Genomic DNA, 15,419 nt, shown 5'->3' on the forward strand with positions numbered 1-15,419 from the left:
GCTTTTCTTTCGACAGGCCGGACCGGGGCCGCTACAACAAAGAATTCCGGGGGGATCGTGAAGCAGGTGGCCATCAATGGAATGGGGCGCATCGGACGCCTCACCCTGCGCCAGCTGGTGGGGCATCCCCACGTGAAGGTGGTGGCCGTCAACGACCTCAGCGACGCCGCCACCCTGGCCCACCTCATGACGTACGACACGGTGCATGGCCGGGCCGAGGTCCCGGTCGGCTCCGAGGGCGACTTCCTCCTCCTGGATGGCCAGCGCATCCGCGTCTTCGCCGAACCGGATCCCGGATCGGTGCCCTTCGGATCGCTTGGCGCCGAGCTGGTCCTCGAGTGCACGGGGAGGTTCACCCGGAGGCAGGAGGCCGGCCGCCACCTGCGGGATGGCGTCGGCCACGTACTCATCAGCGATGCTTCGCCGGACGCGGACCGCACCGTGGTCCTCGGCGTGAACGAAGGCACCCTGGATCTGGATAGGGACCGGATCCTCTCCGGCGCCAGCTGCACTGCGACCTGCCTGGCCCCCATGGTCAAGGTCCTGGACGACGCCTTCGGCCTCGAATACGGCTTCATGACCACGGTCCACAGCTACACCAACGACCAGCGCATCCTGGACCTGCCCCATGAGGACCTGCGCCGGGCCCGGGCCGCCGCCCTGAACATGATCCCCACCAGCACCGGCGCCGCCCGGAGCCTCGGCCTGATCCTGCCCCACCTCGAAGGTCGCCTCGACGGCCTCGCCGTGCGGGTGCCCACGCCCGACGTGAGCATCGTGGACCTCACGGCCACCCTGCACCGCGATGCCACCCCCGCCGCCATCGACGCGGCGTTCCGGGCGGCCGCAGAGGCGGGTCCGCTCTCGCCCTACCTCGAGGTGCTGGACGCCGAGCTCGTCAGCGCGGATCTGGTGGGGAGCACCGCCAGCTGCCTCTACGATCCCTTCCTCACCAAAGTGCTGGGCCCGCGGCTCGCCAAGGTCTTCGGGTGGTACGACAACGAGTGGGGCTATGCGGCCCGACTGAAGGACCTCTGCCTCCTCGTGCTGGAAGGGAGCGGCCGATGAGGCGCCTCGCCCTCAACGGCCTGGGCCGCATCGGCCGACTCGCGGTGCGCCATTTCGGCGCGTCCCGGCCCGAGTTGCTCGGCGCGGTGAACGACCCCGCGCCCCTCGACCAGGTGGTCCAGCTGCTCCGCTTCGACTCCGTCCATGGGCGCAGCGCCCTCGCCGTCGATGGCTGCACGGAAGCGGGCCAGGACTTCCTCCTGCTCGGCGAGTGCCGCGTGCCGCTCTTCCACGCCCGGGATCCTGAGCTGATCCCCTTCCCGGCGGAGACGCGGCTGGTGGTGGAGGCCAGCGGCCGCTTCACGAAGCGGGCCGACGCCGCGCGGCACATGAAGGCCGGCGTCTCCCACGTGGTCATCAGTGCCCCCAGCCCCGACGCGGACCTCACGGTCATCGCCCCGGTGAATGGCGCCGAGCTGGATCCGGCGAGGCACCGGGTCATCTCCAATGCCAGCTGCACGGCCCACGCCACGGCGCCCATGCTCCAGATCCTGGAGGAGGCCTTCGGTCTCGAGCACGCGGGCATGAGCACCGTCCACGTGGTCACCAACGACCAGCGCCTGCTCGATCTGCCCCACAAGGACCGGCGGCGCGGGCGGGCGGCCTTCCAGAGCATCATCCCCACCACCTCCAGCGCCTTCGGGGCCCTGCACCGGGCCATGCCCGGCCTGCCCCCGGGCTTTGATGGCGTGGCCCTGCGCGTGCCCACCCTCAGCGTCAACCTCGTGGACCTCGTGGCCACGCTGCGGCGGGATGCGGATGTCCCCGGTCTGCGCGCCGCCTTCGCCGCCGCGGCCGCCGGTCCCTGGCGCGGGATCGTCGCCCTCGCCGAACCCCACACGGTCAGCTGCGACATCACCGGGCGCCCCGAGAGCGTGGTCATGGACCTGGATCTGACCATGGTGCTGGGGTCGCGCTTCGTGAAGGTCTTCGGCTGGCACGACAACGAGACCGCCTACGCCGCGCGCCTGTGCGAGCTCGTCGAGGATCTGGCGGGAAAGATCTAGATCGACCCCGCCGCGAACCCCGTACTGAAGGCGGCCTGCAGGTTGTAGCCGCCCACGGGGCCGTCCACGTCCAGCAGCTCGCCGCAGACGCGCAGGTTCTCCCAGCCCCGCAGGGCCATGGTCCTGGGGTCCACGGCGGCGAGGTCCACCCCGCCCGCGGCCACTTCGCCCCGGGCCAGGGGCACGGGCTGGGGCTCGCCCAGGGGCAGCGCCGTGACCAGGGCCACCAGGGCCTTCCGGCCGGCCTTCGGCAGATCCTTGAGCATGAGGGTCCGCTCCAGCCCTGCCTCCTGCAGCAGGGGCGCCACCAGCCGCTCGGGCAGGTGCCGCTGGAGCCAGGTGGCGGCCAGCAGCCTGGGGTTGGCCCGCTGCTCTTCCAGCACGGCCGCATCCACGGTCTCGGCTGGCTGCAGGATCGAGGCGTAGCTCAGCCAGGCCGCCCCCTCGCGGCGCGCCTGCTCAGTCGCCTGGCTCAGCTCCAGGGCGGCAGGACCGCTGATGCCCGCCTTGGTGAAGACCACGTCCCCCCGGAAGGCTGAAAGCCTGCGTCCCTCGGGACCGGCTGTCAGGCGGAGCTCGCCGTCCCGCAGAGAGACCCCTTCCCACGCCGGACGGGGGCGCTGCAGTGGGATCGGCGCCAGGGCCGGAAACCACGGCCGCACGGGCACGCCCAGCCCCCTGAGCCAGCCCAGCACCTCGCCGCGGGTTCCCGTCTCGGGGTAGCTGGCGCCCCCCGTGGCGAGGATGAACACTTCCCCGGCGATGGGGGCCCCGTCCAGCACCAGGCCGTCAAGGCGGGGCGATTGTCCCCGCAGCGCGGTCACCCGGGCGCCGGTGTGCACGTCGACCCCCGCCCGGCGGACCAGCATCTCAAAGGCCGCCACCACCGCGCCCGCGCTGCCCGGGCGATCCGCCGGGAAGATCCGCCCGTTGTCGCGGCTGTAGGTCTCGACGCCTTCGCGGTGCAGCAGCTCCAGCACGGCCTGGTTGTCGAAGGCCAGCAGAGAGGGCCGGAGGAACCGGGCCTGGGATTTGGAAAAGGCCTCCAGCAGGGACCTCGGCGAACCGTCGTGGGTGATGTTGCACTTGCCTCCGCCGCTGATGCGGAGCTTCACGCCCAGGCGGCCGTTGGCCTCCAGCAGCCGCACCTGGTGCCCCAGGGAGGCGGCCCGCCAGGCGGCCACCAGCCCCGCCGCCCCGCCGCCCACCACGATGACCTTTGCCATGGCTCCATCATGGCCCAGGCCGCGCTTCAAGGGCAGGCGGGCCCTGGGCAGCTGTAGGCCGTACCATCCGGGTACACTCGATCCATGGCCGCCTTCGGTTTCTCCGTCCCCCGCCCCGCCCAGCTCCGCCGCTTCGGCCGCGTGTTCTACCCCGCGGGTCTACGGATGCAGAAGGCCCTGGCCGAGCACGTGAGCGCCGAGGACCGGCCCGACCAGCTGGTGATCCTGGAGCACGATCCGGTCTTCACCCTGGGCCGCAACGCCACGCCCGCCGACATCCACATGAGCGACGACTTCCTGAGGACCCAGGGGGTCAGCGTCCACCGCACGGACCGCGGCGGCGAGGTGACCTACCACGGGCCCGGACAGATCGTGGCCTACCCCATCTGCAACCTGCGCGGCGGCCGCGAGGACGTGGGTCGCCTCGTGCGTGGCCTGGAGGAGGCCATGATCCGCACGGCGCGGGATTTCGGCGTGGTGGCCGACCGGCTGCAGGGCGCTCCCGGCATCTGGGTGCACACGCCGCGGGGGCCAGAGAAGCTCGGCGCCATCGGCCTGCATCTGAGCCGGTGGATCAGCACCCATGGCATCGCCTTCAACGTGCGGCCGAACCTGGATCACTTCCGCTGGATCACGCCCTGCGGCTTCACCGACAAGGGCGTGTGCAGCCTGGCTTCCCTTCTGGGTGAGGCGAGCCCCACCTGGGAAGCAGCCGCCGACCGCCTCCAGGCCCACCTCGTCGAGCTGCTGGCCCTGGACCTCCAGCCTGCGCGGTCACCCAGCCGCAGCGTGTCCGCCCTGACCTGGCGCCGGACCGCGGCCGGCCCCGAGATCCTCATGATGCTGCGCGTGCCCGAGCACGGGCTCTGGTGGCAGAGCGTCACCGGCATGATGGAACCCGGGGAGACGCCCGAGCAGACCGCGCACCGGGAGCTGGCGGAGGAGACGGGACTCACGGGGACCCTGCGCCCCCTCGGGCTGTCCCACAGTTTCTGGGTGGATCCCACCATCGTACGCTTTCCGGATGCGGAGCCGCGCTTCAACACCGAGGTCTGCTTCTCCATGGAAGTGGCACCCGAGGCCCAGGTCCGCCTCGAGCCCCTGGAGCACAGCGAGTACCTCTGGTGCGGCCTGGACGAGGCCCAGGAGCGCATGAAGTGGGAAGGCTCCAAGGCCGCCGTGGCCCTCCTCCGGAAGGCCCTCGCCGTCTGATCCATCTCGTCCGCCAAGGACTCATGGCCGCTCTCCCCGGGACCGATGAAGGTCCCAGATCACCATGCCCCCCTTGGACCCCGCCACCCCGCCTGATCGACTCGGCACTTGGCCGAGGTCCACGGCATGGCTGCTCATGGGCTATGGCGCCCTGGGCCTGGGCACGCTGCTGCTTGCCCCCGCCGCCCGGGGCCTGGGCCTGAACTCGCTGAACACCCTCGTCTTCGCCCATGCGGGCCTGCTGACGCTGGAGCGCTCCCGGCGCGAGCCGGACGCGCAGCGGGGCTGGTGGCTGTTCTCCCTGGGACTCTTCGCCCAGGCCATCAACCAGGGCTGGGCCACCCTGCACATGTTCCGGCACGGGACCCCTCCACCCTTCCCGGCCTGGGGGGACCTGTTCTCGTTCCTGTCCCTGGGCCTGATCATCGCCTCGCTACTGGCCTGGCCCCTGACCTCCGCCTCGGGATCCGAACGCTGGCGCAAAGGCATGGATGGGCTCGGCGCCGCGCTGTCGGCCTTCTTCCTGGGCTGGTATTTCACCCTGGGCCCCCTCTTCCGGCAGTCGCAGTCCTCCCGTCTCGAACGCACGGCCCTGGTGGCCTTCTTCCTGGGCAACGCCATGGTGCTGGGCACCTGCGCCTACCTGGGGGCCCGGCAGACCTTCCGGTTCCGTGGCCCGCTCGGGTGGATCACGCTGGGCTTCGGGATCTCCATGCTGCAGGTCATGCTCCAGGTGCCACTGGCCCTGGCCGGGCGCTATCACCTCGGCGATCCGGTGGATCTGCTGGTCCTTCTTGCGGCGCTCTTCATCCTGCTGGCACCCCTGGCCCCCCGCTCCCTCGAGCCGGGCCTGCCCCCCAGCTCGGAGATCCGGGACCACTCCCCCGCCGCCCGCATCCTGCCCATGCTGCCCGCGGCCACATCCCTGGCCCTCGTCCTGATCTCGCTGGCCTGGGCACCGACCCGCCTGGACCCGGTCATCCTGGCGCTGGCCGCGGGGATGGCCGGGCTCGGACTGTTCCGGGGCGGGCTTGCCTTGCGGGACCTGCAGCACCTGTCAGTGGCACTGGAAACCCGCGTGCTGGAGCGGACCCAGGACCTGGAGGTCATGCAGGACGCCATGTTGCGGACCGAGCGCATGAACGCCATGGCCGTGCTCGGAGCGGGCATGGCCCACGACCTCAACAACACCCTGGCCACGGTCCGCGCCTGCGCGGAGCTGGCCCGCATGAAGCTGGAGGATGGCCAGATCCCCGAGATCAAGGACCTGGACCACATCCTCGTGGCGGCGGACCAGTCCGCGGCCCTCACCCGCCGGCTCATGAGCTTCGGGCACATGGAGGAGGCTCCGCCCAGGCTCATCTGCCTCCGGGAGGAGCTGTCCCACCTGGAGACCATCCTCCGCATGCTGCTGGGGCGGCAGATCAGCCTTCGACTTGAGCTGGGCGAGGACCGGATCCCGGTGCTGGGCTCCCGCGCCCAGATCGAGCAGATCCTCGTGAACCTGGTGGGCAATGCCCGCGATGCCATGCCCCACGGAGGCGACATCCTCATCCGGCTCTCGAGGTCCGCCTCAGGCGGGAAGCCCATCGCCCGGGTGGAGGTGGAGGACAGCGGCGAGGGGATGACGCCCGAGGTCCAGGAGAAGATCTTCAGTCCCTTCTTCACCACCAAGGGGCCGGGTCGGGGCACGGGCCTGGGCCTCGCCTCCGTCCGCCAGCTCATGCACGACCTCGGCGGCACCCTGGCCGTGGCCTCCCAGCCGGGGATCGGCACGACCTTCGTCCTGCGGCTGCCGCTGGTGGATGGCTGACCAGTCGGGATTCCTTCTGCGGGATCCCGATCCCCGGAGCTTGCGGTCTGTGGTTCGTGTCCGGAGGCCTTCCGCCCCGGATCCTCGACGGCCGCGCGCTTGGTAATCTTGAATAAATTCCGGAGTATCCATGTTCCCCCATTTCACTGAGGACCAGTCCGCCATCCGCGAGGCCGCAAAGGACTTCGCCATGGCCGAGATCGAGCCGGGGGCCGCGGCGCGGGACGCCAGCGGCGAGTTCCCGAAGGAGATCCTGAAGCAGCTCGGCGAGATGGGCTTCCTCGGCATGACCGTGCCCGAATCCTACGGCGGCGCGGGCGTGGATTTCCTCAGCTACATCCTGGCCCTGGAGCAGATCGCCTACGCTGACGCCTCCGTGGCCGTGACCATGAGCGTGAACAACTCCGTGGCCTGCGCGCCCATCCTGTCCTTTGGCAACGAAGCCCAGAAGCAGAAGTACCTGAAGCCCCTGGCCAGCGGCGAGGTGCTGGGCGGCTTCATGCTCACCGAGCCGGACGCGGGTTCCGACGCCGCGGCCCTGAAGACCCGCGCCACCCGCGTGGATGGCGGCTGGCGGCTGAACGGCGCCAAGGCCTGGATCACCAATGGCGGCGTGGGGCGGTATTTCGTCACCATGGCCCGAACGGACCCCGACAAGGGCAAGAAGGGCATCAGCGCCTTCATCCTCGACGCGGACCAGCCCGGCGTGGTCATGGGCCGACCCGAGGAAAAGATGGGCCTTCGCTCCAGCAAGACCGTGATGGTGGCCCTGGAGGACGCCTTCGTGCCCGAGGACGCCATGCTCGGCAAGCCCGGCGATGGCCTGAAGGTGGCCTTCGGCGGCCTCGACGGCGGCCGCATCGGCATCGCAGCCCAGGCCCTGGGCATCGCCCAGCGCGCCATGGACGAGAGCGTGGCCTATGCCAAGGCGCGCATCTCCTTCGGCAAGCCCATCGGCGAACACCAGATGATCCAGACCTACCTGGCCGAGATGGAGTCCCGCCTCCAGGCCTCCCGCCTGCTGGTCTACCGGGCTGCGTCCCTCAAGGAGGCGGGGAAGTCCTGCACCGTCGAGGCCGCCACCGCCAAGCTCTTCACCACGGAGAGCGCCGTCTGGCTCTGTGACCGGGCTGTGCAGATCCATGGCGGCTACGGCTACTCCCGCGAGTACCTCGTCGAGCGGCTCTACCGCGACGTGCGCGTCACCACGATCTACGAGGGGACCAGCGAGATCCAGCGCATGGTCATCGCCCGGGAGTTGTTGAAGTAAAGATTTTCAACGACCGATGAAATTGCCCTTGCCCTCAAGATGCGAGGGAGAGATCCTCATTAGGGTTAATCTAAACCGGGGCCTGCATTTGTCCGTAGTCAGCCTGTCCCCGAGGCAGTTCTTTTCGATCTTCAAGGAGTGGTGATGACGCGTCTCCCGATCCTCCCGGCCCTGCTGGTGGCCTTCTCCCTGGTGGCCCAGGAGGCCCCCAAGGTCCAGCCCCCCGCGGGCGCACCCACGAAGCTGACCCTCCAGGGGGCCATCGAAACCTCGCTGAAGAACAACCTCCAGGTCCAGATCGCCGTCGAGACCCGCGATTTCACCCGGGCCGGTGTGCAAATCGAGCAGGGGGCCTTCGACTGGAACCTGACCAGCGGGCTGAGCATCAGCAAGACCCAGGACGGGATCCGGTACCAGAACCCGGATGGAACGTTCGGCAAGCTGGAAGGAACGAATTTCTTCCGCAGCCTCACTGTCGGGTCCACCAAGGCCTTCGGCTGGGGTGGCAACCTGAGCCTCAGCTACGCCCCGACCTACAGTTCCCACGCGGGAACCCTCTACACCGGCAATACGACCAACCCCTATGACGGCAGTTTCGCCGCCACCTACACCCAGAGCCTCCTGAGGAACTTCGGCCGCGACACGACCGAGAGCCGCCTCATCGTCGCCCGGAAGAGCGCCCTGGCGGCGGACCTCGGCTTCCAGAAGGCCATCATCGACCTGGTGGCCAGCACCGAGTCCCTCTACTGGGACGTGGTCTTCGGCCAGCGGAACCTGGAGAACAAGCAGCAGGCCCTTGACCTGGCCCAGAAGCAGCTCAAGGAGAACCAGATCCGCGTGCAGGTGGGCACCCTGGCCCCCATCGAGGTCACCTCCTCCGAGGCCTCCGTGGCCCAGCGCGAGCAGGACATCATCGCTGCCGAGGCCCAGCTGCTGAACGCGAAGGACGCCCTCATCCGGGCCCTCTATCCCTCTTCCGAGCGCCCTGCCGGTCTTGAGATGGCCGATACCCCCAGCGTGAAGGCCCTGGAGATGAACGAGGCCGCGGCGGAGAAACAGGCCCTGGCCAACCGCATCGAGCTGAAGAGCGCCCGCCTGGATCTGGAATCCAAGCAGATCCTCGAGACCGCCGCCGCCAACCGCACCCTGCCCCAGCTGGACGCCTTCGCCACCTACAACGGCAGCGCGGCCTCGCAGGTCCCTTCGGAAGGCCTGGCGGCCGTCAACAAGGACCTGACCAAGGGCACCTACCCCGGCTACACCGTGGGACTCCAGTTCGCCCTGCCCCTCCAGAACCGGGCCGCCCGTGGCAATCAGGCCCAGGCCCGGGCCAACCGCCGTCAGAGCGAGCTGGGCCTGCGCGACCTGGAGCTGGGCATCACGCTGGAGACCCGGCAGGCCTTCCGCAACGTGGACGCCTCCGCCAAGGGCGTGGCCGCCGCCGAGAAGACCCGCTACTTCCGCGAGAAGGACCTCGAAGCCGAGCAGAAGAAGTTCGAGAACGGCATGAGCACCAACTTCCTCGTGCTCTCCAAGCAGAACGACCTCGACACCGCCAAGAGCAACGAGCTGCAGTCCCAGATCACCTATGCCAAGGCCATCACCGCCCTGGAGAAGGCCCTGGGCCACCTGCTGGAAGCGCGGAAGCTGGAAGTGAAGTAGGGATCAATCCCCTGCTGAAAACGGGCCCCGAACGGGGCCCGTTTTCAGTTACCTCCGCCGTGGGGCGGCGGAGCCTGCGGGCGTTTCAGACTTGGCCTCCGCATCAACCGGCAGCGTGTCCAGCAGCGTCTTCCACTCGAACCAGTCCTTCTTCCCCTTGATCCACTTCTCGAACCAGTTGAACTCGCTGACCATCTTCACCAGCTGGTAGCGCGGCTCGGAGAGGCCGTGGGGCATGCCGGGATACACGATGTACTCCACCGGCACGCCCAGCTTCTTGAGGGCCATGTAGAGCTCGTCGCTCTGGGGCTTGGGCACGCGCTGGTCCGCCTCCCCCACGTGGATGAGCGTGGGCGTCCGCGCGTTCTTGATGTATTTCAGGGCCGATTCGTTCACGAAGTTGTCCCAGGCCTCGTAGGGTTTCCCGCCCAGGTAGAACTCGCGGACGCTCTGCACGTCGCTCTCGGCGTACATGGAGATCCAGTTCACGGCGCCGGCCCCGGTGCTGATGGCCTTGAAGCAGTCCGTCTGGGTCAGGGTCCAGCTGGACAGGTGACCGCCGGCGCTCCAGCCCATCATGCCGAGCTTGTCCGGGTCTGCGATCCCCTCCTGGATGAGGTGGTCCACGCCGCTGAGGATGTCGCCGTAGGACAGGCGCATGAAGTTGCCGCCGATCTGGCGCGTGAAGGCCTCCCCGTAGTTCGTCGACCCCCGGTAGTTGGGCTGGAGCACCGCGTAGCCCGCGGCGGCGTAGACGTGGGGGTAGGTCACGTAGCGGCCCTGGAAGCTGTTCATCTCCGCCGCCGCAGGTCCCCCGTGCAGCTGCACGATGAGGGGATAGCGCTTCCCTTTCTCATAGCCCAGGGGCTTGATGAGCAGGCCCTCCACCTCGACGCCGTCCTTGGCCTTCCAGCGTACGGTCTCCGTGGTGGCCAGGGACAGCTTCGCCACCTGGGGGTTCGCATCGGACACCTTCACCCAGGCTGCCGCCGAGCCCACGGTCTGCGGCTTCGCCACATACAGGTCCAGCGGCTTGCGGGGATGGCTGTAGGTCAGGAGGAAGGCCCTGGCTTCATGGCTGTAGCTGCCCGCCAGGACGCCGGTCTGCTTCGTCAGCTGGGTCATCACCCCATCCGCCACCGACAGCGCAAAGAGGTGCTGGTCCACGCCCACGGCTTCGGTGAAGTAAAGCGTCCGCGAGTCCTCGCTCCAGCTGGCCGCGGACACGCTCAGGTCCTTCCCCGCCATCAGGTTCTTCGCCGCGCCGCCCGCCGAAGGCACCACCCACAGCTTCTCGTTGCGCAGGCGCTCGAAGCGCTCGGGCGCGGCGTAGACCACCCACTGCCCATCCGGGGAGAAGGCCGAGAACCGTGCGTATTTCTCCAGCACCGGATGTGCCTTGCCGCTGCCCAAGTCCAGCAGGTGGAGGCTGGCCTCCTCCTGGGTGATGTCCCCAAGGCCGCGGGCCGCGGGCAGGGCCCGGTACGAGGCCCAGCGGCCATCCTTCGACAGCTGGAAGGCGGTGATCGTGAAGTCAGCCCCCTCGGTCCAGCGCTTCTCCGTCTTGTCCTTCAGATCCATGGACCAGAGGTGGGCCGGCGCCTGCTCTGGATCCGCGAGGCGCACGTCGAATTTCTTCTCCTTGCGCTTCAGGTCATCCTTGTCCATCCGGTCGGGGCTGGTGAAGAAGATGCGACCGCCATCCTCGGTGAACGCGAAGTCGCGGATGGGCGTGGCGTGCTTGGGCAGGGCCGTGACCGCCAGTTCGTCCGTGGCCAGATCCACCAGCGAGAGCTGCCGGTCCTCGGCCTTGCCGGCGCTGAAGGCCAGCCACTTCCCATCCCGGCTGAAGGCGAAGGCATGGACGCCATCCTTGGCCTCCGTGAGCTTGCGGGCTTCGCCGCCCTCCACGGACATGAGGTACACCTGCTGGCTGCCTTCGCGGTCGCTGAGGAAGGCCAGGCGCCGGCCATCCCCCGCCCACTGGGGACTCGTCTCGTTCTTCTCGCGGGTGAAGGTCATCTGCCGCGCGACGCCGCTGGCGGCATCCGCCACGAAGATGTCCGTGTAGCTCTTGCCCGACTTCCAATGGGGCAGGTTCACGGTGTAGACCACCCGGGCCCCATCGGGCGAGAGGGAGCCGCTGCCCACGCCCCGCATCTCCATCACGTCCATGAAGGTCATGGGCCGGGTTTCCTGGGCCCACATGGGACCCGCCAGGACCAGGGCCGCCAGAACGCCACCCCACCGCATCGAACGCATAGGACCTCCTGCCTCGTGACTTGAGGTCTTCATCATGTCCGGGTGTCTGCGCTCAGTCCATCCGCAGGCTGAGGTCCACCGCCGGGGCGCTGTGGGTGAGGGCCCCGACGCTGAGGAAGTCCACGCCGGTCTCGGCCACCGCCCGGGCCCGCTCCAGCGTGAGGTTGCCGCTGGCTTCGAGGAACAGGCGCCGCCCGCTGCGGTCCCGCAGGGCCACGGCCTCGCGCATGTGCTCCAGGCTCATGTTGTCCAGCAGCACGCCATCCACTTCCGGCAATTCCAGGCAGGCCTTGAGCTGGCCCAGGGTCTCGGCTTCGACTTCGATCTTCACCAGGTTCGGCGCACTTCGCCGCGCCGCTTCCACCGCGGCCCGGACGCCGCCCGCCGCCGCCAGGTGGTTTTCCTTCAGCAGCACGCCATCGCCCAGGGTGAGCCGGTGGTTCACGCCGCCCCCGCAGCGCACGGCGTACTTCTCCAGCAGCTTGAGGCCCGGCGTGGTCTTGCGGGTGTCGAGGATGCGGGCGCCGGTGCCTTCGATCGCGTCCACGAACTTCCGGGTGAGCGTGGCCGTCCCCGAGAGCCGCTGCAGCAGGTTCAGCATCACCCGCTCCGCCAGCAGGATCCCGTGGCTGGAGCCCTCGATGTGCAGCACTTCAGCTCCCCTGGCTACGCGCTGGCCGTCCTCGGCCCGCAGGGACACGGCCAGGGCGGGGTCCGTGAGGCGGAAGACCTCCCGGGCCACGGGAAGGCCCGCCAGCACCAGGTCACCCTTGGCGACGACGCGGGCCACCATGGGCCGATCCGGCACGGCCGCCGTGGTCCAGTCCTGGGTGCCCCAGTCCTCGCGGAGGAAGGCGCCCAGCTGCTCGCGGTAGGTTTCGGGATGCGGGTGATGGAACATCGGATACTCCGTCCCCAGCGTACAATGACCGCACACCAGGAGCCCCCATGTCCTTCGTCCTCGTCGAGAAAGCTGACCGCATCGCCTGGGTCACCCTCAACCGGCCCGAGAAGCTCAACGCCCTGAACAACGAGGTGCTGAAGGAGCTGGAGCAGATCTTCGCCGGCCTGGAGCACGATGCCGAAGTGGGCGTGGTGGTGCTCACGGGGGCCGGCGAGAAGGCCTTCGTGGCCGGGGCCGACATCGCCGAGCTGAGAAGCCTGGATACCGCGGCGGCCCGCATCCAGGCCCTCAGCGGCCAGGCGGTCTTCCAGCGCATCGAGGGCCTGCCCAAACCGGTCATCGCCGCCGTGAACGGCTTCGCCCTGGGCGGCGGCTGCGAGCTGGCCCTGGCCTGCCACATCCGCATCGCCAGCGAGAACGCCCGCTTCGGCCTGCCCGAGGTGAGCCTGGGCGTCATCCCCGGCTATGGCGGCACCCAGCGCCTGCCCCGCCTCGTGGGCAAGGGCGTGGCCCTGGACCTGATCCTCAGCGGCGAGATGACCTCCGCCGCCGATGCCCTGCGCATGGGTCTCGTCAGCCGGGTGGTGCCCCAGGCCGACCTCAGGGCCACCGCCGAGAAGCTGGCGAAGACCATTCTCTCTCGCGGCCCCCTGGCCCTGCGCAGTGCCCTGGCCGCCGTCCACGATGGCCTGGAGATGGCCCAGGACAAGGGCCTCCAGTACGAGGCCTCCCTCTTCGGCCTCCTCGCCGCCACCCAGGACATGCAGGAGGGCATGGGCGCCTTCCTGGAGAAGCGTCAGGCGGCCTTCAAGGGCCTGTAGTCATTGCCATCTTCAGAAAAACAGCGGGCCGCATGGCCCGTTGTTTTTTGACACGGGGAACTTCCTACCGCTTGGCGCCTGTGGCGCCCAACGTCACGGCTGCGGTCTGCTCGTTGTTGTGCTGATCCACCACCTTCACGAGGATGCGGTCCCCCCGGATGGCTTCGCGGGGCACCACGACATCGAAGCGCTCCTCCTTCTGATCGAAGACGCGATCTTCAGGCACGATCTGGAGCCAGCGTTCGCCATCGGCGCTGATGGCCGCCTCCTTGAGGACGGAGGTTTCGTCCCGGGCCAGGAAACGCACGCGGACGCCCTCGCCTTCGGCGGTGGCGCTCAGTTCCGCGATGACGGGCGGCGTGTGGTCCACGGTGAAGGGCGCCGTGCGCCACGTGGTGGTGAGCGAGGCGTTGAAGGGGACGGAAGGCGCGTCCGTGGCGGTGACTTCCAGCCGGTAGCGGCCATCGGGCACGGGCAGGGTATCGAAGCTGAAGAACTTCTCCTTCCAGGCCTTCTCGAGGAGCATGGGGGCGCCCCGCTCGGGGATCAGGCGGATCGCGAACTGCAGGGTATCGCCGTTGGGGTCATTCACCCGGAACTGGAAGCTCTGCCCGCCGCGGCGGAAGCTGCGCTTCTCCGCGCCCATGTAGCCCAGGGCCGGAATGAGCTTCTGCGTCTCCAGGGGCACCCGCTCGATCCCGATGTCGTCGGGCGGCGCGGTGCGGGTGATGACCAGCCCCGGCGGCATGATGTCCACGCCCTCCCAGACCGGGGCCAGGTTGCGGTGGGCCCAGAAGAGGCTCACGGTCTCAACGGTGGGCGTGGCGCCACCCCGGGTGCTGCTGAGGCGGAGGCGGAACTGGGCGAAGCGCGCCGCAGGCAGGGCCGGCCGCTCACCGCTGCGGAGCGGCGGCGTCCAGGGGCTCCAGGTGGCGTCGGGGGTCTCGGTGCTGCCGGTCCGGAACTGGAGCTCCACATTGGTCCCCGTGGGCATGTCGGCGTCCAGGTAGGCCCGCCCCCAGTCAGCGATGGGGGCCCCCTTGAGGATCCTGGATTCCAGCGTGCCCTCCGTGGCCTGGGCCTCGGACAGCAGGTGCAGCTCGGCCGGATTCGACCCCACCACGAGCAGGTCTCCGCCGGAGGGCAGGAAGGCCGTGGCCTGGGCCGTACCCAGCTCCTGCACCACCGCGAAGGGATCCATGTCCCGGGCCTTGCCCAGGGGGAGGGAGAAGAGCCGGGAGCGGTTGCCCGTGCCCACCAGCAGCTGGCCCTTCCAGGCCGTGAGGGCGTAGATCTGGCTCTGGGCGCTCTGCCAGAGGGTTTCCGGCACCCGGTCCTTGTCGAGGCGGATGACGGCGGAACGCGCGGTGGCGTTGGCCTCCGCCTGCAGGTAGCCCTCCCGGCGCTCCAGCTGGCCCGTGCTGAACTTGGGCGTGAGCCCGTTGTCGGCGCCGATGTAGAGCTGGCCGTCGGCCACGGCCAGGGCGCGAACCTCATCGAAGGGGGTGTCCATCAGGGTTTCCAGGCGGTCGCCCTGGCGGCTGTAGCGCAGGACCAGCCCGCGGCCATGGCTGCCGAGATACCAGCCCCCCTGGCCATCCTGAGCCAGGGCCGTGAAGGCCGTCTCGTCCGCCAGCTCCGCCAGGCGGCGGCTCGAGCCTTCGCGGGCCTGGAGCAGCAGGGCGCCCTTCTCGGAGCCGCCGGCCACGATCACGGCGTCGCCCTCCACGGCAAGGGCCCACACGATCCGGGTCTCGATGTCGGCGAAGGGCTTCACCTCGCCGCCGGGCGTTACGCGGATCAGCTTCCCCTCCCCGGTGGGAGCCACGATCAAGTCCTGACCCAGCCGCGCCATGGCGAAGACGATGCCGCCCTTCACCTGGCCCAGGGGCTTCATCTGGCCGCCGACGTAGTGGAACAGCTTGCCATCCGTGCCGGCGGACAGGTACGCGCCGCCTGAACCATCCGGCACCGCCGCCCAGATCACGCCTTCCGGGAGCTGGCCCACCCGGCGGAGGTTCGGGGCCAGACGCAGGCGCCCATCGGCGCCGATGCGCACGCCCCGGGTCTCAGAGCCGAGCCAGTCGTTGAACCCGGAGAAGGTGGCGGTGGGCTGGTCGGCCAGGGCAGCCACGCCCATCACGGCCGGGAGGAGGAAAGTCAGCAGGCGCATA

The 15,419-nt window shown here is 69.3% G+C and carries 11 protein-coding genes; 7 read left to right on the forward strand and 4 right to left on the reverse strand.

The window, feature by feature from the left end:
- Positions 1–57 precede the first annotated feature (57 nt).
- Complete coding sequence (locus QOZ81_RS09215; RefSeq protein WP_291198640.1) at positions 58–1,068, forward strand: type I glyceraldehyde-3-phosphate dehydrogenase; 1,011 nt, start codon at positions 58–60, stop codon at positions 1,066–1,068.
- Positions 1,065–2,075, forward strand: coding sequence for a type I glyceraldehyde-3-phosphate dehydrogenase (locus tag QOZ81_RS09220; RefSeq protein WP_291198637.1), 1,011 nt, complete (start codon positions 1,065–1,067; stop codon positions 2,073–2,075). The genes QOZ81_RS09215 and QOZ81_RS09220 overlap by 4 nt, the downstream gene beginning before the upstream one ends.
- Here the strand turns inward: QOZ81_RS09220 and QOZ81_RS09225 are convergent.
- Positions 2,072–3,301 carry an NAD(P)/FAD-dependent oxidoreductase gene (locus QOZ81_RS09225; protein WP_291198634.1) on the reverse strand — a complete coding sequence of 410 codons (1,230 nt, stop codon included), beginning with the start codon at positions 3,299–3,301 and terminating at the stop codon, positions 2,072–2,074. The genes QOZ81_RS09220 and QOZ81_RS09225 overlap by 4 nt on opposite strands.
- 84 nt (positions 3,302–3,385) lie before the next feature.
- Here QOZ81_RS09225 and lipB point away from each other — a divergent pair, with 84 nt between their 5' ends.
- From lipB to QOZ81_RS09245, 4 genes are all read left to right on the forward strand, one after another.
- Positions 3,386–4,513 carry a lipoyl(octanoyl) transferase LipB gene (gene lipB / locus QOZ81_RS09230; RefSeq protein ID WP_291198631.1) on the forward strand — a complete coding sequence of 376 codons (1,128 nt, stop codon included), beginning with the start codon at positions 3,386–3,388 and terminating at the stop codon, positions 4,511–4,513.
- A gap of 64 nt (positions 4,514–4,577) precedes the next feature.
- The gene (locus tag QOZ81_RS09235) at positions 4,578–6,326 is read left to right on the forward strand and encodes a sensor histidine kinase (RefSeq protein ID WP_291198628.1); all 1,749 of its coding nucleotides are present in this window, start codon (positions 4,578–4,580) and stop codon (positions 6,324–6,326) included.
- A gap of 130 nt (positions 6,327–6,456) precedes the next feature.
- The gene (locus QOZ81_RS09240; protein ID WP_291198625.1) at positions 6,457–7,596 is read left to right on the forward strand and encodes an acyl-CoA dehydrogenase family protein; all 1,140 of its coding nucleotides are present in this window, start codon (positions 6,457–6,459) and stop codon (positions 7,594–7,596) included.
- A gap of 144 nt (positions 7,597–7,740) precedes the next feature.
- Entirely contained in the window at positions 7,741–9,258 is a 1,518-nt protein-coding gene (locus QOZ81_RS09245; protein WP_291198622.1) for a TolC family protein, read from the forward strand.
- A gap of 48 nt (positions 9,259–9,306) precedes the next feature.
- Here the strand turns inward: QOZ81_RS09245 and QOZ81_RS09250 are convergent, their stop codons facing one another.
- Together QOZ81_RS09250 and nadC are read right to left on the reverse strand one after the other, a co-directional pair.
- Complete coding sequence (locus QOZ81_RS09250) at positions 9,307–11,520, reverse strand: S9 family peptidase (protein ID WP_291198619.1); 2,214 nt, start codon at positions 11,518–11,520, stop codon at positions 9,307–9,309.
- Between the two features lie 52 nt (positions 11,521–11,572).
- A complete protein-coding gene (gene nadC / locus QOZ81_RS09255) occupies positions 11,573–12,421 on the reverse strand; it encodes a carboxylating nicotinate-nucleotide diphosphorylase (RefSeq protein ID WP_291198617.1) in 849 nt (282 codons plus the stop codon).
- Between the two features lie 47 nt (positions 12,422–12,468).
- On the opposite strand from nadC, the gene QOZ81_RS09260 reads away from it, so the two are divergent.
- Entirely contained in the window at positions 12,469–13,245 is a 777-nt protein-coding gene (locus QOZ81_RS09260) for an enoyl-CoA hydratase-related protein (protein WP_291198614.1), read from the forward strand.
- A gap of 64 nt (positions 13,246–13,309) precedes the next feature.
- On the opposite strand, the gene QOZ81_RS09265 is transcribed toward QOZ81_RS09260, so the two are convergent.
- Positions 13,310–15,418, reverse strand: coding sequence for a hypothetical protein (locus QOZ81_RS09265; RefSeq protein WP_291198611.1), 2,109 nt, complete (start codon positions 15,416–15,418; stop codon positions 13,310–13,312).
- Position 15,419: the final 1 nt, after the last annotated feature.

Origin of the sequence: Geothrix sp., from assembly GCF_030219325.1 — a bacterium.
Classification (GTDB): domain Bacteria; phylum Acidobacteriota; class Holophagae; order Holophagales; family Holophagaceae; genus Geothrix.